The sequence below is a fragment of the Aureitalea sp. L0-47 genome (assembly GCF_026126405.1).
Classification (GTDB): domain Bacteria; phylum Bacteroidota; class Bacteroidia; order Flavobacteriales; family Flavobacteriaceae; genus Pukyongia.
In genome coordinates this window covers 18,707-43,206 of record NZ_JAFMTQ010000013.1, presented here as the reverse complement: position 1 = coordinate 43,206, position 24,500 = coordinate 18,707, and the positions used below count along the sequence as shown (strand labels likewise).

The following is a 24,500-nucleotide window of genomic DNA, read 5'->3' as shown; positions in this document are numbered from 1 at the left end:
AAGACTCAATTTTTACTTCCTTCTATAATTTAGTTTTGATATGCTGTTACTTTCTTTCTGGAAGTAGTAAGTATTGAGGCGAAAGGCTGTCAATATGGAAAAACCAAAGTTAAGTTTTTGGCAGATCTGGAACATGAGTTTCGGATTTCTGGGCATTCAGTTCGGTTTTGCTCTTCAAAATGCCAATACCTCTCGCATCTTCGAAAAATTAGGTGCCGATATTGAGTCGATCCCCATTCTCTGGATCGCGGCTCCGGTATCGGGACTCATCGTTCAACCTATCGTAGGTTATTTCAGCGATCGAACATGGAATAGATTAGGTAGACGACGTCCTTACTTCCTGGTAGGGGCTATACTCGCATCGATTGCACTCTTCATAATGCCGAATTCGCCAACCTTATGGGTGGCAGCAGGGATGTTATGGATTATGGATGCTTCCATCAATATCTCTATGGAACCTTTCAGAGCTTTTGTTGGAGATAACTTATCCGACAAACAACGAACTCTGGGTTTTGCCATGCAGAGTTTTTTCATCGGGATAGGAGCGGTGGTTGGGTCTTTATTACCTTACCTGTTCACCAATGTAATTGGAATGGATAATACGGCTCCGGAAGGTGTAATACCACCGTCGGTGAAGTGGTCGTTCTATGTTGGCGGTGCTGTCTTTTTCCTGGCTGTCCTCTGGACTGTAATGAAATCGAAAGAATATTCTCCTGAGGAACTGGCCGAGTTCGAGAAAGCCAAAACGGGCGTTTCCGAAGAAGACAGCAGTTACTTCTATGATGCAAAGAATGTAAGATCACAGATGATGATCGGGATATTTATGCTGATAATTGGAGCTGTGGTTACCTATTTTGTTTACTCAAAAGGGCTTTCGAAAGAGTTGTATATACTTTTCATCGGACTAATTGTAGTAGGCTTATTATTTATTCTGAATTCCTTCCTGAGAAGTGCCAACCAAAAAAATGCCTTTACCATAATCTTAACCGATATGGTGAACATGCCTAAGACCATGCGACAGTTGGCCTGGGTGCAGTTTTTCTCCTGGTTTGCTCTGTTCTCCATGTGGATATACACCACTCAAGCGGTTACAGGTCATGTTTTCAACACTACAGATCCAACATCAAAAGCTTACAACGACGCAGCAGATTGGGTAACCGTGATGTTTACCGTATACAACGGTGTAGCGGCTGCCGTAGCTTTCTTGCTACCTGTACTGGCTAAAAAAACCAGTAATAAGGTCACACACATGTTTGCTCTTACCCTGGGTGGTTTAGGTCTTATTGCCATCTTTTTTGTAAGCTCCAAGGTAGGCCTGCTATTGACTATGATTGGTGTAGGGATAGCCTGGGCCAGCATACTATCGATTCCCTACGCTATGTTGTCCGGCTCTCTACCGGCTTCCAAAATGGGATACTTCATGGGGGTCTTTAACTTCTTTATCGTGATCCCACAGATCATCGCCGCGACAATATTGGGTTTTCTGGTAAAGGAATTTTTCAATAACGAACCTGTGTACGCGCTTATCGTTGGAGGTATCGGGATGATAGTCGCGGGACTACTAACATTAAGAGTAACTTCCAAAAAAGAAATTAAACTACATGAGTAGAAAAGGATTTATTTTTGATTTGGACGGGGTTATTGTAGATACGGCCCGATACCACTATCAGGCCTGGAGAAAACTGGCCGACACCTTAGGTATTTCGTTTAATGAGACTGACAACGAACATCTAAAAGGTGTGAGTCGGGTACGGTCCCTGGAAAAGATCTTAGACTGGGGAAACGTTAGCCTTACCCAGGAAAGATTCGACGAATTACTTAATAAAAAGAACAACGATTACCTCAGCTATATAGCAAATATGGACGAGGAAGAAATACTTCCCGATGTTCCAAGAGTACTTTCCTACTTGAAACAGAACAAACAGCCCATCGCGCTGGGATCTGCCAGCAAAAATGCAAAGACCATACTGAAAGAAGTTGGTTTGCTGAATGTGTTTGATACCATAGTTGATGGAACCAATGTAACCAAAGCAAAGCCGAATCCGGAGGTCTTTCTAATAGCAGCAAGGCAGCTAAATGTTAGGCCTGAGGACTGCATCGTATTTGAAGACGCAGTTGCAGGGATAAAAGCAGCCAATACAGCAGGGATGACCAGTATCGGGATAGGAGATCCTTCCGTTTTGAGCGAGGCGATGTATGTTTTTAAAGATTTTACCGAAATACCAACAGAATTTTTTGCAAAATTAATTTCAGAATAATGAATCAGGATTATATCAAAGCGGACCCATGGTCCATCGTTGAAGAGGGATTTGATAAGGAAACAGTTAAATCTTCGGAAAGTTTATTCAGTATTGGAAATGGTGCCATGGGGCAACGTGCGAATTTCGAAGAAGATTACAGCGGTCCTACCTTCCAGGGAAGTTATGTGGCAGGAGTCTATTACCCTGATAAAACCAGGGTAGGATGGTGGAAGAACGGTTATCCGGAGTATTTCGCCAAAGTGCTGAATGCACCAAACTGGATCGGGATTAAGGTTTCGGTTAACGGTGAAAACCTGGATCTGAACAACTGTACCGACGTGCGAAATTTCCGAAGGGAACTGAACATGAAAGAAGGGTACTACCAAAGATCCTTTGAAGCGACTATGGCGAACGGAATAGAAATTTCAGTAAGAAGCACGAGGATTCTGCACCTCGATACTGACGAACTAGGTATCATTAATTATGAAGTGACTCCCCTTAACCAGTCGGCAGATATTGTTTTCAGTCCGTACCTGGACGGTGGCATTACCAACGAAGACAGTAACTGGGATGATAAATTTTGGGATACCATTAGTGTTTCAGAAGAAAATGACCAGGCGTTCATTCGTTCTATGACAATGAAAACCGAATTTCATATCTGTACCTACATGCAATCCCAGGTATTGGTGAACGGCGCTGAGCAATCGGTTAGCAGTACTTCAGAAACCAAAGAACAATATGTGCAATTGAACTATGCGGTTTCTGTGAATTCTGGCGAAACTGCTACTTTGAGAAAGTTTGCAGGATATACAGTTTCACTTCAGCACAAACCCGATGCCTTGGTGGATGCTGCAAAAAAAGCCCTGGAAACAGGTATAGATCAAGGATATGATGCGTTGAAAGCGAGTCAGGCAAAAGCCTGGGCCACCATTTGGGATATGGCGGATATCGCTATAGCAGGAGATGTGAAAGCGCAGCAAGGTATCCGTTTTAATATCTTCCAACTCAATCAGACCTATCTTGGGAAGGACGCCCGACTGAATATAGGTCCGAAAGGATTCACCGGTGAGAAATACGGGGGAAGTACCTATTGGGACACTGAAGCTTACTGTCTGCCGTTCTATATGGCAACTAAGGATCACGACGTAGCAAGAAACCTGCTGGTGTACAGATACAACCATTTACAGAAGGCTATAGAGAACGCCGAAAAGCTTGGATTTTCAAATGGTGCGGCCCTTTATCCTATGGTAACCATGAACGGGGAGGAATGCCACAACGAATGGGAGATCACTTTCGAAGAGATTCACAGAAACGGTGCTATTGCCTTCGCGATCTACAACTACGTTCGGTATACGGGTGATCACGATTACGTTATTGAAAAAGGACTGGAAGTCCTTATTGGTATTGCAAGATTCTGGCATCAGCGGGCGAATTTCAGCACACAGAAGAATAAATTCGTCATCCTGGGTGTTACCGGTCCGAATGAATACGAGAATAACGTAAATAACAACTGGTATACTAATTTTTCAGCACGCTGGTGTATCAATTATGCAGCTTCAGAAATTGCCAGGGCGAAAGAGGAAAGCTCTTCCGATTACGATCGCATCATGAAGAAGACGAAACTTTCAGAAGATGAGGTTGCCGAATGGAAGAAAGTAGCCGATAATATGTACTTCCCGGTTTCTGAAGAGCACAATATATACCTCCAACAGGATGGTTTCCTGGACAAAGAACTGATCACTGTGGCCAATCTGGATCGTTCTCAACGCCCAATTAACCAAAAATGGTCCTGGGATCGTATTCTTAGATCACCATACATAAAACAAGCCGATACACTTCAGGGATTCTATTTCTTCGAGGATCACTTTTCCGAAGAAGAATTGGAGCGCCATTTCGATTTCTACGAACCTTTCACAGTTCACGAATCGTCTCTTTCTCCCTGTGTGCACAGTATACAGGCCGCCAAGCTAGGGAGAATGGAAAAGGCGTATGAGTTCTATTTACGAACTTCCCGTTTGGACCTTGACGACTACAACAAAGAGGTTGAAGAAGGGTGTCATATCACCAGTATGGCCGGAACCTGGTTGAGTATTGTTGAAGGTTTCGGAGGAATGCGTGTGCGAAACGACAGGCTCGAGTTCCACCCAAGGATACCTGATCACTGGGATGCGTTTGCCTTCAAGGTGAATTTCAGAGGTCAAACACTCAAGGTAAAGGTGAGTCGGAATGGAAATCAATTTGAATTATCCGGTGGTGAACCACTTACCATAGTTGTAAATGGTGAGGAAATGACCGTATCGGCATAATTACTTCAGAAATAAACAAACAGAAGGACCAATGAAAGATATGACGAAGCTAATGATCTGCGCGCTTGCTACCTTACTTCTGGCAGGTTGTGGAGAGAGTACTAAAAAAGACCCTGATCCTATAGCGGAAAATACTGAAGAAGTGGCCCCATTTAGCTGGAAGGCTGCCAACCTGTATTTTTTACTAACAGACCGGTTCAATAACGGGGATCCGTCTAATGATGTGAATTACGAAAGAACCAATGATTCAGCCGTGCTCCGTGGGTTTGAAGGAGGCGATCTGAAAGGAATTACTCAGAAGATCAATGAGGGGTATTTTACAGACCTCGGAATCAATGCTATCTGGATGACACCGGTTGTGGAACAGGTTCACGATGGTACCGATGAAGGTACGGGTTACACCTACGGCTATCACGGTTACTGGACCAAAGACTGGACAGCCCTGGATCCTAATTTTGGCACCAGGGAAGACCTGGCCGAATTGGTTGAAGCAGCCCATTCCAAAGGCATAAGAATATTGCTCGATGCTGTGATCAATCACACTGGGCCGGTAACAGAAATGGATACGGTTTGGCCCGAGGAGTGGGTGAGAACCTCGCCCAAATGCGAATTCCAGGACTATGAGTCGACCGTTACCTGTACACTAGTGGAGAATCTCCCCGATATCAAAACAGAAAGTAACGAAGCGGTAGAACTTCCACCACAGCTTGTTGAAAAATGGAAAGCGGAAGGGCGGTATGAGGAAGAGATGGCAGAATTGGACGCCTTCTTCGAAAAGACCGGTCATCCAAGAGCTCCCAGGTTCTATATCATGAAGTGGTTGAGTGATTATATTACCGACTTCGGAATTGACGGTTACAGGGTGGATACTGTGAAGCATACCGAAGAATATGTCTGGCAGGAATTTAAGAAGGTGTGTGTTGATGCTTTTGCTGAATGGAAACAAGCCAATCCTGATAAAGTGCTGGACAACACTCCTTTTTATATGGTAGGTGAGATCTACTTCTACGACGTATTGAGTGGCCGATATTATGATTTCGGGGATAGGAAAGTGGATTATTTCGTGGATAGTTTCGATGCACTTATCAACTTCAACCTTCGATCGAGTGGTGACAAGACCTACGAAGAAGTATTCAGTAATTACAATTCGATCTTACAGAACGAATTGAAAGGATTCAGCACATTGAGTTATCTCACTTCACACGACGACGGTAGTCCTTTCGATAAGGAACGAGAGAAACCATTTGAAACGGCAAACAGGCTGTTGTTGGCACCCGGAGCTTCACAAGTGTACTACGGCGATGAGTTGGCGCGTCCATTGATCATTGAAGGAACGAATGGAGATGCTACCTTACGATCTTTTATGAATTGGGAAGACATTGAGAACAACCCGGAAACGAAGAAGATATTGGAGCACTGGCAGAAGTTGGGTAGATTCCGAAGAGATCATATTGCTGTGGGTGCCGGAGTTCATAAGATGTTTACAGAAACTCCCTATACGTTTATGAGAAAGACCGCGGATGACATGCCAGAGGATGCCGTAGTAGTAGGACTCGGGCTTGCAGCCGGTGAAAAGATGGTTGAAGTAGGAGAGGCTTTTACCGATGGTACAACGATTCGCGATGCTTACAGCGGAATCACTTCCGAAGTAAAAAATGGAAGTGTGTTTATAAATTCTGAATACGATATTGTACTGCTGGAAAAATCTGAAGACTAGATGTTACCAAAAAAAATAATACTAATCCTTTGTATTCTTTGCGTTTTTGCATGCAAGGAAGAGACAAAAACTGAAACTGTGGAAATAGAAAATTCAACTGAAATCGCACCAATTACCGATGCCGTATTAGAGTCGGCAATCATCTACGAAGCCAATATTCGTCAATACTCGCCGGAGGGGACCTTCGAGGCGTTCACCCGTGACATTCCGAAGTTAAAGGAGCTTGGCGTGAAAGTGATCTGGCTTATGCCAATTTTCCCAATCTCTGAGGCAAAGCGCAAAGCGACACAGGAATTAATGGTGGAAGATATTCAGGATCCCAAGGAACGCGAGAAATACCTGGGTAGTTACTACGCCGTGGCGAATTTCAGGGAGATCAATCCTGAATTTGGGACAATCGATGATTTTAGAGCGTTACTGCAAACGGCACATGATAACGATATTTATGTGATCCTCGACTGGGTTCCAAACCATACCGGTTGGGATCATGTGTGGATCACTGAACACCCGGATTTCTATACTAAAAACGCCCAGGGAGAGATCACCGATCCTCTCAATGACGATGGAACCCCTGTAGGATGGAACGATGTGGCGGACCTTGATTATTCCAACCAGGCGTTGCATCGAGCCATGATAGACGATATGAAATACTGGGTAAAAGAAGAAGGGATTGACGGATTCCGTTGCGATATGGCGGGAATGGTTCCCACTGAATTTTGGTCTAAAGCCATCCCGGAACTGCGGGCCGAGAAGGACATTTTTATGTTAGCAGAATGGGACAACCCGGAACTCACTCAGAATAATTTGTTCGAGATGGCCTACGGTTGGGAAACTCATCACTTGCTGAACGCCATCGCAAAAGGCGAGAAAAATGTTCAGGATTTGGACAATCATATGAATCATCTGGCGGAGAAATGGCGTGGTGGAGGATTTCTTATGAACTTCCTTACCAACCACGATGAGAATTCCTGGGCTGGAACCGTTCGGGAGCGTATGGGGGATGCATCTGAAGCCATGCTTGCATTGACCTATTGTCTGCCGGGCATGCCCTTGGTCTACAGCGGACAGGAATACGATCTAGATCACCGTTTGAAGTTCTTCGAGAAGGATAGCATTCCGAAGGAAAAAGGAACTATGTGGCCATTGATGGAGAAACTGGGAAGTATCAAGAATAACGAGCCGGCCTTATCCGGGGCGAAAGAGCCGGGTAGTTATACGCGGCTATCCACAAATTCGGAAATGGTATTTGCCTTTAAAAGGGAGAAGAACGACAATGCTTTAGTGTTTGTTGCGAATCTCTCAGGAAAAGACGCCACATTTACTCTGCAAGTCGAAGGCGATTACAAGGAGTTGCTATCTGAAGTTACATTGTCGATGGCACCCGGAAAATCCATGGAGTTGGGCCCCTGGCAGTTTATGATACTTCGTAAAACAAATTAAGACTGGGGATAGCCCGATACAAGAACATGAAAACCGATACTTTTTGTGTGCTTTTAGTAACAATTACGAGGAATATTCCTTCAACCTTTCAGAAACATATCAACCGAAAACGTTATAGTTTCTTTTCGGGTTTGTATTGTGAAATTAATGACATAGATTTACAGTAATGAGTAGTGAAATCAAACGTATAGCAGTGCTTACCAGCGGGGGCGATGCTCCCGGAATGAATGCCGCGATTAGGGCAGTAGTTAGGTCCTGTGCATTTCATAAACTTGAATGTATCGGGGTTTACAGAGGTCTTCAGGGATTGGTGGAAGGTGATTTTATTGAATTAGGTCCCAGGTCCGTAAAGAACCTCATCAATCGAGGTGGAACATTTCTCAAATCTGCACGTTCTGCTGATTTCAGAACCAAGGAAGGTAGACAAAAGGCACACAATAATTTGAAGAAGGCCAACATAGATGCTCTGGTGGTTATAGGTGGTGACGGAACTTTTACCGGGGCAAATGTTTTCATAGATGAATTCAGCTTCCCGATAGTGGGAATTCCAGGAACCATAGATAATGATATTAACGGAACAGACTACTCTATTGGCTATGACACCGCATTGAATACCGTGGTGCAGGCCATTGACAAGATTCGTGACACGGCGAATTCGCATAATAGGCTCTTCATGATAGAGGTAATGGGAAGAGACGCTGGAGATATCGCATTAAACGCCGGTATTGGTGCAGGTGCGGAGGAGATACTTATCCCGGAAGAAGAAATGGGAAGGGAAAAGCTATTAAAGTCTTTGAAGCGCAGTAAAGAGTCGGGTAAAACATCCACCATAGTTGTGGTTGCTGAAGGGGATCAGATTGGTAAGAATATCTTCGGCCTGGCGAATTATATACAGGAAAACCTTAGCGAATATGAAGTGAAGGTAACTGTGCTAGGGCATGTTCAGCGAGGTGGATCGCCGAGTTGTTACGATCGCGTATTGGCCAGTAGGCTGGGAGTAGGTGCCGTTGATGCCTTGATCAGGGGAGAGCGTGGAGTTATGATTGGTATTTCGCATAAAAAAGTTGTCTCTGTACCTTTTATTGAAGCGATACAGGGAGATAATGAGATTGATATAGAACTAATTCGAGTAGCAGATATAACGTCTGTTTAAATTCAAACAAAATGATAAAAATTGGAATTAACGGCTTTGGCCGAATTGGAAGACTCGCGCTAAGAATTGCCGCGAAAAATGACAATGTGGAAGTAGTTGGTGTAAACGACCTCCTCGAAGTAGATCACCTGGCATATATGTTCAAGTACGATTCGGTACACGGAAAGTACAATGGAACAGTAAGTGTTGTAGGTGGAAACCTTGTGGTTGATGGAAAAACAATTCGGGTTACTGCCGAACGCAATCCTGCCGATCTGAAATGGGACGAAGTAGGAGCCGAGATCGTAGTAGATTGTACTGGAATTTTTAAAGACAAGGAATCTGCCGGAGCACACATCACTGCCGGAGCCAAAAAAGTGGTGATCTCTGCACCTTCAAAGGATGCACCGATGTTCGTGATGGGTGTAAATCATCATGAAGTTACTGCCGAAGACACAGTTGTTTCCAATGCCTCATGTACTACAAATTGCCTGGCACCCATGGCTAAAGTGATAAACGACAACCTCGGGATTGTGGAAGGTTTAATGACCACTGTTCATGCGGCTACATCTACGCAATATACCGTTGATAGTCCATCCAGAAAGAACTACCGATTAGGAAGAAGTGCGCTCAATAATATCATACCAACATCTACCGGGGCAGCTGTGGCTGTGACCAAGGTGATCCCTTCACTGGCAGGTAAATTAACAGGGATGGCATTTCGTATTCCAACTGCCAACGTTTCTGTTGTAGACCTAACGGTACGTACCGAGAAATCGGCAACCTACGATGAGGTAAAGCAAATGTTCAAAGAAGCTGCGAGCGGTGCCTATGCAGGGGTAATCGATTATGTTGAGGATCCCGTGGTATCTCAGGATTTCGTAAGCGACCCGAACACTTGTAACTTCGACGCTAACGCGGGAATTGCGCTTAATGACAATTTCTTTAAATTAGTGGCTTGGTATGATAATGAATACGGCTATTCGGCGAAATTGATCGATCTGGCCGTTCATATTGCAAGCATTTAAGATATGACGATTATTGCGGATGGTGGTTCCACCAAATGTGACTGGATACTTCTGGACAGCAAGGGTGAACAGGTGCTAAAGACCCGGACAAGGGGACTCAATCCTGCCGTGGTGTCCGAAGAGGAATTGTATATTCGGATTCGGGAGAATAGCGAACTGCCCACCCTTTTCGAAACTGCAGAACGTGTTGATTTTTATGGAGCAGGCTGTGGTACAGACACACCCAAAGCCTTATTGACCAAGATATTAAAATCACTATTTGTTAATGCAACAAGTGTAACCGTAAAAGAGGACCTGATGGCTGCAGTATATGCAGCTACAACCGAACCAGGTATTGTATGTATTCTCGGTACAGGTTCGAACAGTTGTTATTACGACGGTGAAAAGATCTACAGGTCCATACCTTCACTTGGCTATACTTTGATGGATGAGGCCAGTGGAAATTACTTCGGAAAACGACTCATTAGGGATTACTATTACCAGCGGATGCCGGAACAGTTGGCGAAAGAGTTTGAAGAACGTTTCGACCTGGATGCAGACGTGATAAAACAGAATCTATATCGAAGACCCAATCCAAATACCTACCTGGCATCATTTGCGGAATTCATTTTTACTGGCCACGAAGTGAATGGCTACTTCTACAAATTAATTAGTGAAGGGATGATCCGCTTCATTGATTATCGCATCATGTGTTACAAAGAGGCACAGTCTGTCCCAATTCACTTTATCGGGTCTATAGCTCATTTCTCTGTGGATATCATTCGGGATTGTATGAAGCGTTATCACCTGGACCTCGGAAATGTGATTCGGCGTCCTATTGATGGTCTCCTTGAATATTACCGGAACAATGTCCTGGATGTAGCTGAATCCAATTCTCAAAATTAATTATCATGAGCCTACCGAAAATTGATCCAACTTCTACTAAGTCCTGGAGTGATTTGTCACGCCATTTCGATTCGATTAAAAACCAGAAAATGCAGGATTGGTTTGTTTCTGATCCAAAAAGGGCAGAGAAAATGGCCGTTTCCTGGAACGAATTCTACCTGGACTATTCGAAGAATAGAGTTTCCGAAGAGACCCTGAACCTGCTGCTAAATCTGGCAGATGAAGTGGGTTTGAAGGATGCGATCGAAGCACAATTCACAGGAAAGGAGATCAATGAAACGGAGGGAAGAGCCGTGCTTCACACCGCACTCAGGGATTTCAGGAATATGAAACCTGAGGTAAATGCGAGCCTTCAGAAAATAAGATCCTTCTCCAATCGCCTTATCAGCGGAGAATGGAAAGGCGCAACAGGTAAGTCGATCACAGATGTGGTGAATGTAGGAATTGGAGGTAGTGACCTGGGACCGGATATGGTATGCGAAGCCCTTAAGTTCTATAAGAATCATTTGAATGTTCATTTTATATCCAATGTAGATGGCGACCATGTAATGGAGACCATAAAAGACCTGGATAGAGAAACTACGCTGTTCGTCGTCGTGTCCAAGACTTTTACCACGCAGGAGACACTTACAAACGCTCAGACCATTCGTCGATGGTTCCTTGAAGAGCGAGACGAAACAGACATTGCCCGTCATTTTGTAGCAGTATCTACAAACCTTGAAGATGTAGCCGCATTCGGTATTGCTTCGGAAAACATATTTCCCATGTGGAATTGGGTAGGGGGCAGGTTCTCCTTGTGGAGTGCCGTTGGACTTTCAATAGCTTGTGCTGTAGGATATGAAAATTTCGAGAAATTACTCAGAGGCGCACACGAAATGGATCTGCATTTTCGGGAAAGCGCCGTTTCTGAAAACATACCGGTAATCCTGGCCATGTTATCCATTTGGTACAATAACTTCTTTGGTGCTGAAAGCGAATGTATAGTACCTTATTCCCAATACCTGAATAAACTGGTTGCCTATCTTCAGCAGGGGATCATGGAGAGTAATGGTAAAAGCACCGATCGAAATGGGAATGCGGTAAATTACCAGACGGGCACCATCGTATGGGGTAGTACAGGTACCAATGCACAACATGCCTTTTTCCAGCTCATTCACCAGGGTACAAAATTGATTCCTACCGATTTTATATGTTTTTCTGAAGCGCTTCACAAGCAAACAGATCATCAGAACAAATTAATGGCCAATTGTTTCGCTCAAACAGAAGCTTTGCTGCAAGGAACTTACGGTTCCGAGGCGGAGAATTCCTATAAAGTGTTCGAGGGGAATAAGCCAACCAATACCCTTTTAATTGAGAAGCTTTCACCGGAAAACCTGGGATCGTTAATTGCTATGTACGAGCATAAACTGTTTGTGCAAGGCGTAGTTTGGAATATATTTAGCTACGATCAATGGGGTGTTGAACTAGGCAAGAAACTGGCTAAGAACACCTTAGGTGCTATTGAGTCCGGAAGCCCTGACATGGCTAACAATTCATCGACTCGCTCCCTTATAAAAAAGACTATTTAATTCAGTTGTTTATTAAAATTAAAAACCTTCGCTTTCTAGTGAAGGTTTTCTTATTTTTAAAAAGTTAAACAATAAAACAAACCAATTATGAGTCAAGCTGACAAAAAAATTACACTGGCTACGGCCAAATCATGGACCGCGAATTGGAGGAATGCCCCTTCAACCAGTGCGAAGGCATTTTTGATACCCATACAGGATCTCCAGGGAGCTATTTCTGAGATTCAGAACCAAGGTGGTAATCCAATGGCACGTGCTTACCTGGGGATAGATCCTTCCGATAATACTGAAAAATTGATTATTGTGGGTACAAACCAGGAAACTGATAAGGCCGGAAATACTGTCTACCGCGACCTTCTTCCGGCAGACGAAAATACCACCGATGGTGGAAATAGTATTTGGGATTTCACTAGGCCTTGTCCGCCATACTGCGACGATAATAGTGCTTTATCGTAATTTATGTTCATAGACATAATAAACTTCACGCTCTATTTTTCAGCGGTTTTATTTATCATATATCTTATAGGTTTTACTAGAAATAGTAAAGCCTATAGGTTTTTTACTGCCTATTTATTTTTAATTTCAGTAATTCAAATTCTGTCGCTGGTAATTATAAAAACAACGGATCTCTCAAATCTGTTTTTATCGCATTACTATTTTATCGGGCAATTCATATTACTATCCTTTTTCTTCTATGAATTTATAAAACACAAGATCATTTATTGGATTTTGGGTTTAGTACTCACTTTTTTAGCCTATCAATATTTTTCTTCCCCGCAATTGTACAGCAAGTACAACGAACTGGGCATGTTCGTTACTCATACGATCATCATCGTCTACTCTATTGTATTTTTGTACAAAGCACTTACCCGCAAATTGGAATTTACTATTGTGAACGTGGGAATTCTAGTATATTTTTTATCAAGCTCTTTGATATTCGCCTCCGGGAATATGGTCTTTGATCCCCAGTTATCATCAGAAATTACAACCTTATTAACCAATGCTAATGTTGTTCTTTACCTAATCTTTCAAATCTTGATCTTGATTGAATGGCTTCGCAATTACAGGAAATCAATTAGAAACTAGATTGTTTCTTCAAATTACTAACTTCGTAAGCATATGGAAGAGAATGGAACGGAAGCGTTGCAGATAGTTAATGTATTGTTTTATGCAATAGGATTGCTGGTTCTAATGGCCTTTGCCATTGTGCTTTTTTTCTACTTTTCTCGTCGGCGGATCATTAAGACCGAACTCGAAAAAGCCAATCGGGAGATCGAGCATCAGAAGGAGATCCTACAATCTATAATCATCACCCAGGAAGAAGAGCGGATGCGTATTGCCCAGGATATGCACGACGCCATTAGCTCAAAACTCAACGTGATTTCCTTGAATGCCAATATGCTTTCGGATACCACAAACACTCTGGAGGAGGCCGAAAAGATAGCTGAGAGCATTCGTAACGTTACATCTACGGTGCTTGAAAATTCGAGAAAGATAGCCCACGACCTTTTACCACCAACCTTAGAAAAGTTTGGGCTAGAGGCAGCGCTGGAGGAGCTTTGTGACGAACTCAGCGAAACCGGCAGGTTCGAAATAGTCGAAAATTATAGCTATCCATCGGACATATTGGGTAAAGATGAAGAACTTCATTTGTTTCGAATAGCCCAGGAACTTTTTAACAATGCTATTAAATATTCCGAAGCAAATAAAATTAACCTTAGTCTGGCTAAGGAGAACGAAACCATATTTCTCACTTATCGGGACGATGGGAAAGGTTTTAATTTGGAGGAGGCGAAAATGGCCCGTAGTCTCGGTCTAAGCGGTATGGAGAACAGAACAGAAATACTAAAAGGTGAACTGAGTATGGAGAGTAGTCCCGGTAAAGGATTATTCGTTCAAATTCAGATAGATTTAAGCTAAATTTTATACTTTAGGGAGCAAACAAACCAAACAAACCAAACAAACCTTGAACATCAATCTTGCCATTGCAGATGACGAAGAATTGTTTCGCGTCGGGCTCGCTCATATTTTATCGAAGGATTCGGAGATCCAGATTAGTTTTGAAGCTGGAAATGGTCAGGAACTGTTGGAGCTGTTGAAGCGATCGGATCCATTACCGGATATCGTACTTACCGATATTAAAATGCCGCTGCTTAATGGGGTGGAAACTACCAAAGTGATTCATCAGCAATATCCCGAAATAGGAGTTATTGCATTAACTACCTATAATTCCAAACCATTTATACGAAATATGATTGATGTAGGGGCATCTGCCTACCTGGTGAAGAATTCCCCTCCGAATAAGGTGATACACACAATCAAACAGGTGTTCTACAATGGTTTTCATTATGACAAGTACGTGATGGATATACTGAACTGCCGTTACGCAACTACCAATGAAGGGGGGAAAACCCCTTTCGACGATGAATTTCTTACGGAAAGAGAAGGCGAAGTACTGGAACTCATCTGCAAACAATACAAGACTTCCGAAATTGGAGAGAAGCTTTTTATTAGTCCGAGAACCGTTGAAGTACACCGAAAGAACTTACTCATCAAGACAGGTGTTAAGAACATCGCCGGCCTAGTGATATTTGCCATTCAGAACGACCTTGTGCCTCCTATCATTATTGAATAAAAGCTTGGGATAAATCTCAAATCACAATTATTCAAATTTCAAATAAATCACAATAGCCAAACTCTATTTTTTGATTGTTGAGTTTTGGGATTGGGTTGGCAAATGTATTTTGCTATTTGATGTAAATCAATTTTCGAGATACCATCCTTTATCCGGATATTAAATAGAATTTCGTAGCTTTACTTCACTTCTAATTCCCCTCCTTTTATTTCTGAAATAGACCATGCTTACAAAAGTGTATGGAAGCGCCGTATTTGGCGTGGACGCGGCCACTATCACCGTAGAAGTGAATGTGGACCAGGGAGTGGGGTATCACTTAGTTGGATTACCCGATAATGCCATAAAAGAAAGTAACTACCGCATCGCAGCTGCCTTGCAGAACAACGGCTATAAGATTCCGGGTAAAAAGATCACCCTGAATATGGCCCCGGCCGATATGCGAAAGGAAGGCTCTGCTTACGACCTCACCCTGGCCATGGGAATCCTGATTGCTTCCGGACAAATACAGGAGAAACAACCTCTATCCGAATGTATCATTATGGGCGAATTGTCCCTGGATGGTAATCTTCAGCCCATTCGGGGAGCTTTGCCCATTGCCATTAAGGCCAAAGAAGAGGGCTTCAAGTATTTCATCCTTCCCGAGCAAAACGCCAAAGAAGCAGCCATCGTTGATGGTATTTGTGTGTACGGTGTGAAAAATATCAGGGAGGTAATTGATTTTTTCGACCAGGAAACTGCCTTAACCGAAGTTGTGGTCGACATGGAAGCTGAGTTCTATGAACACCTTCAGCACCCTGAATTCGACTTCTCCGATGTGAAAGGACAGGAGTCCATCAAGCGCTGTATGGAAATTGCGGCGGCAGGTGGGCATAATATCATTCTCATCGGCCCTCCGGGTTCGGGCAAGACCATGCTCGCCAAGAGACTTCCCAGCATCCTTCCACCATTATCACTTTCTGAAGCACTGGAAACCACCAAGATCCACAGCGTAGCCGGTCGCACGCTTGGGAACGGTGGTATTATAACATCTCGCCCGTTCCGTAGTCCGCACCACACCATCAGTGATGTTGCATTGGTAGGAGGTGGTACGTTTCCCCAACCGGGCGAGATTTCTTTAGCACATAACGGGGTGCTCTTCCTGGATGAGCTGCCGGAATTCAAACGATCTGTACTGGAGGTTATGCGGCAGCCCCTCGAAGACAGGGATGTCACTATTTCAAGAGCGCGCTTTACGGTAACCTATCCTGCCAGTTTTATGCTGGTAGCCAGTATGAACCCGAGTCCGGGCGGCTATTTCAACGATCCCGATGCGCCGGTGGTGAATTCTCCGGCTGAAATGCAACGCTATCTCAGCAAGATATCTGGGCCGTTACTGGATAGGATCGATATACACATCGAGGTAACTCCCGTGCCTTTTGAGAAACTTAGCGAAGAACGCAAAGGAGAAGCGAGCATAGAGATACGAAAACGAGTAACGAAAGCACGAAAGATCCAGGAAGTTCGATTCAGGAAAAATGAAAACCTGCACTATAATGCTCAGATGGGAGTGAAGCATATCAGGAAGTATTGTAAATTGGAGGAAGCTTCGTTGGAATTGTTGAAGAATGCCATGGAACGACTGAATCTTTCGGCCCGAGCTTACGATCGTATACTGAAAGTGGCCAGGACGATCGCCGACCTGGCCCTTTCAGAAGAAATTAAAGGAGAGCATATTTCCGAAGCCATCCAGTATAGAAGTCTGGATCGGGATGGGTGGTTGGGGTAATATGTTTAACAAAGGCTCCTTCCCATCAAGGGGAAGGTTGCTTCAATAGTAAAGCTATTGAAGTCGGAAGGGGTTGGAACCCTCTCCGTCAGAATCTTTTGATTCTGACACCTCTCCCTTGAAAGGAGAGGAGCAGATTATAAAAAATAATGAAAACGCATAACAGAAGATATTTAAGGTCTAGAAGAAAGGAAATAAGAAGTAATCTCACACCTGCTGAGGCATATTTGTGGCACTACTTAAAAAGTAAACAGCTTTGTGGTAGGAAGTTTCGCAGACAACATAGTATACTTAATTTCATTGTAGACTTCTACTGCGCCAGTGAAAAACTAATAATTGAATTGGATGGTCAAGGTCATTTTACTCCAAATGGTGAGGAATATGATAAATGGCGAACTAAAATTCTCGAGGATAAGGGATTCAAAGTAATTCGATTCGAAAATAAAATAGTATTTGATCTTTTGCCATCTGTTCTGGCACAAATTCAAGCTGAGTTTGGCGAATAGCATTGGATTTAAGAACGATCTGCAATTCATGAATTATGAAGCGAATATCAATTTATAAGAACAGGTGGTTCCTTCCCATGAAAGGGGAAGGTGACTTCAATAGTATTGAAGTCGGAAGGGGTAATTTTTTGATTGCAAAACGCGTCTTTATCATCGCCGTTTATTTAAACACCCTATTGGTAATTTGAGTTTTAGACCAAAAAACTGTTCTTTTACATTTCTAATCGATTATAAGAGTTAAATATGAAGAAAATTACATTACTGATTGCAGCTTTGATAATAAGTTCGCTTAGCTTTTCCCAGGTAAACAACTACAATGTTGGAGATGTTGTGAACGATTTCACACTTACTGATACTGATGGGAACATTCATAATCTTTACAGTATTACCGCGGAAGGTAAATACGTTTTTTTAGATTTCTTTTTTGATACCTGCCCTCCGTGTCAGACTACAACCCCCATCTTCAACGAATTTCATGATAAATACGGCTGTAACGAAGGGGATATATATTGTTTGTCCGTAAATAATGGGACCGACAACGATCAGCAGGTAATTCTCTTTGAGCAAACCTATGGCGGACCATTTAACCATGCGCCTGCCGTTTCGGCCGATGGAGGTGCGGGAGCCGTTGATGATGATTTCGGAATTGTTGCCTACCCTACGTATTGCGTTATTAATCCCGACAACGAGATCATCGTTTTGGATATTTGGCCTATTGCCGGAGTTTCAACTTTTGAGAATGCGCTACCCACTGGTGTAGATCCAACGCCTATGGAGTGTAGTGTTTTGGCTATTGAAGAGGCAATATTTATGGACTCTATTGTTATAGCTCCAAATCCTGTATCCTCACAAGGCATCCTCTCCATTGCGCTTCCTGAAGCTGTTCCTGCTTCACTTACTATCTTCGATATTTTAGGAAAACGTGTTTATGAGAACTCTTTTGACAGTGATCGTATTTCGGTTCCGGTGATTATGGATGCCGGAACCTATATCGTAAAACTTGAAACGACTTACGGGACAACTAGTAAGCCTATCATCGTTAAATAGTATTTGCCTTTAAACCAGGTTGAAATTATTTTGCGTCTTGGACAAAATCTTATTTGTTCCAGGGCGCATTTTTATAGTCTTCTCCCTTTGAAACAGCCTCACGGTTCTTAAGTTTCAAATGAGTGGAATCCTTTTGTTTGCTGCGATAACCCATAAGGTGGAAGAACTTCCGGGTAAAGAATCGTGCAATTTTTAAGTCGACTACCAGTTCTTCCCTGGTTTCTGAGCGCCAGTTAACCCCGGGAAGTGCGACCAATAAGCGATCAAATGAGATCTTGCGCAGAAAGGCAGATAACTTCAGGAAAAACACTGGTGTTTTGCGAATGATAAAAAACCCATCATTCCCTTTACCCTGGTACAAAGGCATGAAAATGTAACCTCGGTAAGGAGTTTCCAGTTGTTTACCATTATTAATAGCGATTATAGTTCCCTTGGGTACTTTTTGAAAGTTCAGGTAGCCGTCACAGATGATAAATTTATCGTCCGGCTCTATTTCTTCACGATAAATAATCTCGAAGAATTTATTTCTGAAATTCATCACCTTCTTCAGGCTTATTAAATGCTCGGCCTCATTGGCGTCTTCCGGGGAGAGACAACCTGTGAATGAAAGTGTGAGATAGATAAATGACCTGCAATACTCTATCGATTTTGGTGAATCGTGCTGTCCGCCTTCAAAGCCAAAGGCCACATAACCCAATTCGTTAATATAACTTAGTAAGGGACCGTCCAGGAATTCTTCTATACCTAGGATGAGAGGAACGGGATACAAGCTGGTAAACTTGCGGTTTATCAAACTGTCGTTTACCGTAATAAAAGGAGCCGTTTCCCCACTTGTGGTGTGCAGGTCGAAGAAGTAATACGGCCCTTTTTCCTTTGAGAGGATATCCTGCATAATATCGAAGATCTCCTTCTGTTGAACCAATTCATCATTAAATGAAATCACCTTATCATCTTCCAGGCCAGCCAGCTTTTCTTTGGTCCACATCCTGTTGAGATCCGCTTTGTTGTAGCGAACCCCTTTTTCCAGTGCACTGAGATTTCCGCTAATTGCGTAAAGATTACCGTTAAATTCGGGGTTTAGTTGTTTTAGTTCCTCCAGTACCGACTTCAAAGCAAACACTCCCGCAGGTTCGTTACCATGAATTCCTCCTGTAAAGATGAGGGTGGGGCCGTTAGGATTTCCTTTGTGAGAACCGATCAGTCGGTTCACTTCTATGGTTTTATTAAGAGGTTTACTGTGTATTCTAATCGCGGTCATATGGTTTCACATCATAAGCAGTTACGATTCCGATTAGTTCGTCGTTCTGAAGTACCGGCAGACAACCGATTTCCTTTTCTTTCATAATGTTGATTGCCTCTTTTATAGTGGTTGTGGATTCTGCCGTGATCACATTTTCTTCCATTATATCCTGAACCATATACCCTTTCTCATCTGTTTCCTTACTGTATTTGTTCGCATGTGTCCATGTTAACAATCCGCACAGTTTGCCTTCATCGTCTTCAACGGGAACATGATGAATGTTGTTCCATTCCATAATGCTGGTAGCAAGGCTAGCCAGATCGGTGCGTTTAACCGTGAATAAGGCGGTGGACATAATATGACCTACCCAGAATGATGATTCGGAAAGAGCATCGGTCTTATCAGCATCTTCCCACTCGTGAATAGGGATTCCTTTGATCTGGTTAAGGTAGGTATATTTTGTGATAATACGAAGTGCTTTATCTTTCTTTACAACCTTGATGAGATCGCGGTAATTAGAGATCATCCAGGATGCCCCGGTGTTCCCTTTCAGCCGTGTCTCTATCACATTCAGCAATCGTTTAATATCTTCTTCGGCAACTCCTTCCTTACGAAGTCCGTCATAGGCAATGGGTAGAAATACTTTTCTGATCAGTTTTTTTGCTGAATACTTTTTTCCTTCCCAACACATTACCGCATCCCTTCCGTTTCTCGCTGCCTTAACAAAATTAGACTTAGCTTCCCTGAAGTCCATGATCTTAGCCATGTCGTCGAAATGCTTCGGCCTACCGCGCATAATGCCTACCCAGAATGCAAAATTCGCCAGCTCATCAATTAATGACGGGCCAGATGGGATGTATCTGTTTTCAATTCTTAAATGAGGTTTGCCGTTGCCCACGCCGTAACAAGCGCGGTTCCAGGGATAAATAGTTCCGCTGTGAAGATTCAACGCCTTGAGCTTGGGTATTTCTCCCTTTTCTAGGATATCCAGCGAATTCTCATCAAGTTCTCTGGAAAGTATGATCTTGTATTTTGAAATATTCTCCTTGTAAATACTGGCTGCGGTTCCTGTAGCCCAGTTACTTCCGAAGGCAACGCGTGGTTCCTGATCCTTCAACGCTTCCGATATGTGCCTTGTGTCTATACTTTGACGGAAGAGTGCAACGCGTGTTTCATTCCAGAGTTCTCTACCCATTAGAAGCGGTGAATTACAACATATACTGAGCACCGGTCCTGCAATAGCCTGAGACCAGTTAAAACTCGAAATAAAATCTTCGGGATCAATTTGCAGGTGCAACTGGAAACTGGTATTACAAGCCTCGAATAAAACCGAGTCATGTGCTATACTAAGTTCATCCACACCTTGAAGGTGAAGTTGAAAATTCGATCGTCTCAAACCCATCAGCATATCATTAAGCGCATAATAGCGTGGGTTAGGGGTAATGTAGTCTAATGACAGGTGGGTTTTTGAAATCGTAGGTAAGATCCCTGTTAGAACCACTTTGCTGTTGTGTTTTTCTGAAACATCAGTAGCCTTGTTCAACAAGCTACGCAGCTGGTTTTCCACCTTGCTGAAGCAATCATCCTTGAGTTCGAATGGATCAAGATTGATTTCGAGGTTATACCGGGCCAATTCGGTAGTGAAGTGAGGATCGTTTATGGCGGCCAGGATCTCCTGGTTATTGGTCGCAGGGCGCCAGTCCTTGGTAATCAGGCAAAATTCCTGTTCGGCACCAATTCGCGTGATGCCTTTTTCAATTTGGTCGTTCTCGAGCATGATCTCGAGCGCCTTAACATCGTCCAGAAGATGTTTGATAAATACGGCCTTCCTTTCTTCTGTCAACGAACGATTAACTTTTTGCTCGCCCATAGTTTAGTTTTCTCCTGAACGTCAGGAAATTTGACTAAGCAATTTGTAGATTTCAGAAGAAATAAAATATGATTTTCATCAGCTAAGATTATTCCTACATTACAGGTGTTTCCATCCATTGAATTGATTTAACACTTTTTTAGATACGAACAAATTCCCCGGTCGTATCTTTATGGATTGTATAAACAATCAGAAAAATGAGTATAAAAAAGCTATTAAGATTTTCATCAATCATGATCTTCACTTTGGTTCTCATCACGTCCTGTGGTGGAGAATCGAAAGAGGACAGCGCAAACTTATCAATCGAATTTACCAAGTACGAATTGGAAAACGGACTGGATGTAGTCCTGCACCAGGACAAGAGTGACCCGATCGTTTCGGTGGCCATTCAATACGGTGTGGGTTCCAACCGGGAAAAAACAGGACGTACTGGATTTGCCCACCTTTTCGAACACATGTTGTTCCAGGAATCTGAAAACGTTGGTCAGGACCAATTTTTCAAAAAGATCCAGGATGCCGGGGGTACACTGAATGGTGGAACCTGGAAGGACGGAACCATCTATTATGAGATCGTTCCGAAGAACGCTCTGGAAATGGTACTCTGGCTCGAAAGTGATCGTATGGGATACCTTATTAACACGGTTACGGAATCTGCTTTCTACAATCAGCAGGAAGTAGTTCAGAATGAAAAAAGACAAAGAGTGGACAACCGTCCTTACGGACATACAAACTGGGTGCTTGATAAAAATATCTACCCCGACGGCCATCCTTACAACTGGCAGGTGATAGGGGAGCTCGTAGATCTTCAGAGCGCAACGGTAGACGACGTGAGAGAATTCTACGATAGATTTTACGGTCCGAATAACGCAACCTTAGTGCTTGCTGGTGATTTCGAAGAGGTAGATGCCAAGGCACTTATCGAGAAGTACTTTGGTGAGATCAAAAGACGCCAGGAGGTTCCGAAATTAGAAGCTCAACCGGTTACTATTTCTGAAACAAAACGTCTATATCACGAAGATAATTTCGCCACGGCACCACAGTTGAACATGGTATGGCCAACAGTTCAGCAGTATACTGATGACGCATACGCTCTTGATTTTCTTGCTGAGATCGTTTCCAGAGGTAAAAAAGCTCCTCTTTACAAAGTGTTAGTAAAAGACAAAGAGCTTACCTCTCGGACAATAGCATATAACAATTCACAAGAGATTGCCGGGGAGTTCCATATTATCATTACCGGGAATGAAGGTGTGAACCTGAACGACGTTGAAGCTGGAATTCAAGAGGCATTTGCTATGTTTGAAACCGAGGGTGTTACAGATCGTGACATCGAGCGTATTAAGGCAGGTCTTGAAACTTCATTTTACAATGGAATAAGCAGTGTGCTGGGGAAATCATTCCAATTGGCACAGTACAACGTGTTTACCGGAGACCCCGGATTCATTGAAAAAGATATCAATAATATCAAGGCGGTCACTAAGGAAGATGTGATGCGAGTCTATAACGAATATATCAAAGACAAACCATTTGTAATGACCAGTTTTGTTCCGAAGGGGCAAACCGATCTAATTGCGGCCAACTCTATGGTGGCTCCGGTAGTGGAGGAAGAGATCAAAGAAAACGTTGAAAAGACGGTGACCGATTCCGAAGAAGAAGTTGCCAAAACACCTTCAGCTTTTGATAGGTCTGCAGAACCGGCGCAAGGTCCGGCTCCACAATTGAATATTCCTACTTCGTGGACGGCAGAATTAGCAAATGGAATGGAAGTATATGGAATTGAGCAGAACGAGATCCCAACTGTTAACTTCAGCCTGGTGATGGAAGGAGGCCACCTAATGGACGACATGACTAAAAATGGTGTTGCTAACCTTATGACCGACATCATGATGGAAGGAACTGCCAACAAAACTCCGGAGGAACTTGAAGAAGAGATCGAGATGCTGGGTGCTAGCATAAATATGTACACGACTCGAGAATCTATTGTAATTCGCGGTAACACCCTGGTAAGAAATTTCGATAAAACCATGGCGCTTATTGAAGAGATTTTACTTCAGCCTCGTTGGGATGCGGAGGAGTTTGCACGGATAAAGACTAAAACTGTTAATGATATCAAGCGTTCCGAATCGAACCCTAACGCCGTTGCAAACAGAGTTTACAATAAACTGCTGTATGGAGAAGATCATATCTTCGCCTATCCAACGTCAGGTACTGTGGAATCTGTTGAAGCGATCACCATGGAGGATCTGAAAACGTTCTATGAGAACAACTTCTCACCATCGATCTCTACTTTTCATGTAGTTGGAAAGATAAATAAGGACAATGCGCTAAAGAACCTGGCTTCGCTGGAAGAAAGCTGGGCTTCGAAAGACGTAAGTATTCCTGAATATCCGGCAGAGAATGACCGTGATAAAGCATCACTTTATTTCGTTGATATACCGAATGCAAAGCAATCGGTGATTAATATTGGTTATGTTGGTCTTTCAAGAACAGATCCGGATTTCTACCCGGTTGAGGTAATGAATTACAAATTGGGTGGTTCGTTTAGTGGAAATGTGAACCTTATCCTTCGTGAAGAAAAAGGATACACCTATGGTGCGCGTACCCAGTTCAGTGGTTCTAAGATCCCGGGAACATTTACAGCGTCTTCTTCTGTTCGTACGAATACAACAGGAGAGTCTGTAAAGATCTTCAAGGAAGAGATCATGAAATACAAAGAAGGTATTAGCCAGGAAGACCTGGATTTCACGAAGAATGCTTTGATCAAGTCCAATGCCCGTCGCTTTGAAACACAGGGATCCTTGCTTGGAATGCTTCAGGAGATGAGCATGTACGATCTACCTGCCGATTACATTTCCGGCGAAGAAAAAGTGATCCGTGATATGACCTTAGATCAGCATAAAATGCTCGCGAATAAATATCTTGATGAATCGAAAATGGCTTACCTGGTTGTTGGAGATGCTGCTACACAGTATGTGCAGTTCAAGGATATGGATTTCGACGAAGTAATGTTAATGGATAAAGAGGGAGAAGAAGTGAAGCTTGAAGAAGTAGCACAATAAGATTCTTCCACTCTAATAAATCAGTAAGGGATACCGTTTCGGTATCCCTTTTTTGTTTAACTTCAGGT

Annotated in this window: 19 protein-coding genes; 17 read left to right on the top strand and 2 right to left on the bottom strand. The window is 43.1% G+C overall.

The window, feature by feature from the left end; genetic code table 11:
- Positions 1 to 94: 94 nt before the first annotated feature.
- The 16 genes from J1N09_RS12175 (at position 95) to J1N09_RS12100 (ending at position 18,266) form a co-directional block, all read left to right on the top strand.
- On the top strand, positions 95 to 1,609 hold the full coding sequence (locus J1N09_RS12175) for an MFS transporter (RefSeq protein WP_265200510.1): 1,515 nt from the start codon (positions 95 to 97) through the stop codon (positions 1,607 to 1,609).
- Entirely contained in the window at positions 1,602 to 2,258 is a 657-nt protein-coding gene (gene pgmB, locus J1N09_RS12170) for a beta-phosphoglucomutase (protein WP_265200509.1), read from the top strand. The genes J1N09_RS12175 and pgmB overlap by 8 nt, the downstream gene beginning before the upstream one ends.
- Positions 2,258 to 4,546: a glycoside hydrolase family 65 protein gene (locus tag J1N09_RS12165; protein WP_265200508.1), complete on the top strand. Its 2,289-nt coding sequence runs from the start codon at positions 2,258 to 2,260 to the stop codon at positions 4,544 to 4,546. The genes pgmB and J1N09_RS12165 overlap by 1 nt, the downstream gene beginning before the upstream one ends.
- Positions 4,547 to 4,586: 40 nt before the next feature.
- Positions 4,587 to 6,263, top strand: a complete 1,677-nt coding sequence (locus J1N09_RS12160) for an alpha-amylase family glycosyl hydrolase (RefSeq protein ID WP_265200556.1) — start codon at positions 4,587 to 4,589, stop codon at positions 6,261 to 6,263.
- A 78-nt stretch (positions 6,264 to 6,341) separates the two neighbouring features.
- The gene (locus J1N09_RS12155) at positions 6,342 to 7,703 is read left to right on the top strand and encodes an alpha-amylase family glycosyl hydrolase (protein ID WP_265200507.1); all 1,362 of its coding nucleotides are present in this window, start codon (positions 6,342 to 6,344) and stop codon (positions 7,701 to 7,703) included.
- Between the two features lie 166 nt (positions 7,704 to 7,869).
- Positions 7,870 to 8,856 carry a 6-phosphofructokinase gene (pfkA, locus tag J1N09_RS12150; protein ID WP_265200506.1) on the top strand — a complete coding sequence of 329 codons (987 nt, stop codon included), beginning with the start codon at positions 7,870 to 7,872 and terminating at the stop codon, positions 8,854 to 8,856.
- Positions 8,857 to 8,867: 11 nt separating this feature from the next.
- Positions 8,868 to 9,863 carry a type I glyceraldehyde-3-phosphate dehydrogenase gene (gene gap, locus J1N09_RS12145; RefSeq protein WP_265200505.1) on the top strand — a complete coding sequence of 332 codons (996 nt, stop codon included), beginning with the start codon at positions 8,868 to 8,870 and terminating at the stop codon, positions 9,861 to 9,863.
- A 3-nt stretch (positions 9,864 to 9,866) separates the two neighbouring features.
- On the top strand, positions 9,867 to 10,748 hold the full coding sequence (locus J1N09_RS12140) for an N-acetylglucosamine kinase (protein WP_265200504.1): 882 nt from the start codon (positions 9,867 to 9,869) through the stop codon (positions 10,746 to 10,748).
- 5 nt (positions 10,749 to 10,753) lie between these two features.
- Positions 10,754 to 12,316 carry a glucose-6-phosphate isomerase gene (gene pgi, locus J1N09_RS12135; protein WP_265200503.1) on the top strand — a complete coding sequence of 521 codons (1,563 nt, stop codon included), beginning with the start codon at positions 10,754 to 10,756 and terminating at the stop codon, positions 12,314 to 12,316.
- Positions 12,317 to 12,403: 87 nt separating this feature from the next.
- Complete coding sequence (locus tag J1N09_RS12130) at positions 12,404 to 12,769, top strand: hypothetical protein (RefSeq protein ID WP_265200502.1); 366 nt, start codon at positions 12,404 to 12,406, stop codon at positions 12,767 to 12,769.
- 663 nt (positions 12,770 to 13,432) lie between these two features.
- Positions 13,433 to 14,233: a sensor histidine kinase gene (locus J1N09_RS12125; RefSeq protein WP_265200501.1), complete on the top strand. Its 801-nt coding sequence runs from the start codon at positions 13,433 to 13,435 to the stop codon at positions 14,231 to 14,233.
- 46 nt (positions 14,234 to 14,279) lie between these two features.
- The gene (locus J1N09_RS12120; protein WP_265200500.1) at positions 14,280 to 14,948 is read left to right on the top strand and encodes a response regulator transcription factor; all 669 of its coding nucleotides are present in this window, start codon (positions 14,280 to 14,282) and stop codon (positions 14,946 to 14,948) included.
- A gap of 223 nt (positions 14,949 to 15,171) precedes the next feature.
- A complete protein-coding gene (locus J1N09_RS12115; RefSeq protein WP_265200499.1) occupies positions 15,172 to 16,713 on the top strand; it encodes a YifB family Mg chelatase-like AAA ATPase in 1,542 nt (513 codons plus the stop codon).
- A 149-nt stretch (positions 16,714 to 16,862) separates the two neighbouring features.
- On the top strand, positions 16,863 to 17,219 hold the full coding sequence (locus J1N09_RS12110; RefSeq protein WP_265200498.1) for an endonuclease domain-containing protein: 357 nt from the start codon (positions 16,863 to 16,865) through the stop codon (positions 17,217 to 17,219).
- A 35-nt stretch (positions 17,220 to 17,254) separates the two neighbouring features.
- Entirely contained in the window at positions 17,255 to 17,407 is a 153-nt protein-coding gene (locus J1N09_RS12105) for a hypothetical protein (protein ID WP_265200497.1), read from the top strand.
- A gap of 55 nt (positions 17,408 to 17,462) precedes the next feature.
- Positions 17,463 to 18,266 (top strand): redoxin domain-containing protein, encoded by an 804-nt coding sequence (locus J1N09_RS12100; RefSeq protein ID WP_265200496.1) that lies wholly within the window; start codon positions 17,463 to 17,465, stop codon positions 18,264 to 18,266.
- A gap of 49 nt (positions 18,267 to 18,315) precedes the next feature.
- Here J1N09_RS12100 and J1N09_RS12095 read toward each other — a convergent pair whose 3' ends face one another.
- Positions 18,316 to 19,524: a succinylglutamate desuccinylase/aspartoacylase family protein gene (locus J1N09_RS12095; protein ID WP_265200495.1), complete on the bottom strand. Its 1,209-nt coding sequence runs from the start codon at positions 19,522 to 19,524 to the stop codon at positions 18,316 to 18,318.
- On the bottom strand, positions 19,511 to 21,376 hold the full coding sequence (locus tag J1N09_RS12090) for a CBS domain-containing protein (RefSeq protein WP_265200494.1): 1,866 nt from the start codon (positions 21,374 to 21,376) through the stop codon (positions 19,511 to 19,513). Before J1N09_RS12090 ends, J1N09_RS12095 begins: the two co-directional genes overlap by 14 nt.
- Before the next feature lie 233 nt (positions 21,377 to 21,609).
- On the opposite strand from J1N09_RS12090, the gene J1N09_RS12085 reads away from it, so the two are divergent.
- A complete protein-coding gene (locus J1N09_RS12085) occupies positions 21,610 to 24,432 on the top strand; it encodes a M16 family metallopeptidase (protein WP_265200493.1) in 2,823 nt (940 codons plus the stop codon).
- The last annotated feature ends 68 nt before the right edge of the window (positions 24,433 to 24,500 follow it).

Coding starts and splice junctions, on each gene's coding strand:
- J1N09_RS12160 (WP_265200556.1), top strand. CDS start 4,587: ATGACGAAGCTAATGATCTGCGCGCTTGCTACCTTACTTCTGGCAGGT.
- gap (WP_265200505.1), top strand. CDS start 8,868: ATGATAAAAATTGGAATTAACGGCTTTGGCCGAATTGGAAGACTCGCG.
- J1N09_RS12115 (WP_265200499.1), top strand. CDS start 15,172: ATGCTTACAAAAGTGTATGGAAGCGCCGTATTTGGCGTGGACGCGGCC.
- pgi (WP_265200503.1), top strand. CDS start 10,754: ATGAGCCTACCGAAAATTGATCCAACTTCTACTAAGTCCTGGAGTGAT.
- J1N09_RS12095 (WP_265200495.1), bottom strand. CDS start 19,524: ATGACCGCGATTAGAATACACAGTAAACCTCTTAATAAAACCATAGAA.
- J1N09_RS12085 (WP_265200493.1), top strand. CDS start 21,610: ATGATCTTCACTTTGGTTCTCATCACGTCCTGTGGTGGAGAATCGAAA.
- J1N09_RS12105 (WP_265200497.1), top strand. CDS start 17,255: ATGAAGCGAATATCAATTTATAAGAACAGGTGGTTCCTTCCCATGAAA.
- J1N09_RS12125 (WP_265200501.1), top strand. CDS start 13,433: ATGGAAGAGAATGGAACGGAAGCGTTGCAGATAGTTAATGTATTGTTT.
- pfkA (WP_265200506.1), top strand. CDS start 7,870: ATGAGTAGTGAAATCAAACGTATAGCAGTGCTTACCAGCGGGGGCGAT.
- J1N09_RS12110 (WP_265200498.1), top strand. CDS start 16,863: ATGAAAACGCATAACAGAAGATATTTAAGGTCTAGAAGAAAGGAAATA.
- J1N09_RS12090 (WP_265200494.1), bottom strand. CDS start 21,376: ATGGGCGAGCAAAAAGTTAATCGTTCGTTGACAGAAGAAAGGAAGGCC.
- J1N09_RS12140 (WP_265200504.1), top strand. CDS start 9,867: ATGACGATTATTGCGGATGGTGGTTCCACCAAATGTGACTGGATACTT.
- J1N09_RS12165 (WP_265200508.1), top strand. CDS start 2,258: ATGAATCAGGATTATATCAAAGCGGACCCATGGTCCATCGTTGAAGAG.
- J1N09_RS12130 (WP_265200502.1), top strand. CDS start 12,404: ATGAGTCAAGCTGACAAAAAAATTACACTGGCTACGGCCAAATCATGG.
- pgmB (WP_265200509.1), top strand. CDS start 1,602: ATGAGTAGAAAAGGATTTATTTTTGATTTGGACGGGGTTATTGTAGAT.
- J1N09_RS12175 (WP_265200510.1), top strand. CDS start 95: ATGGAAAAACCAAAGTTAAGTTTTTGGCAGATCTGGAACATGAGTTTC.
- J1N09_RS12100 (WP_265200496.1), top strand. CDS start 17,463: ATGAAGAAAATTACATTACTGATTGCAGCTTTGATAATAAGTTCGCTT.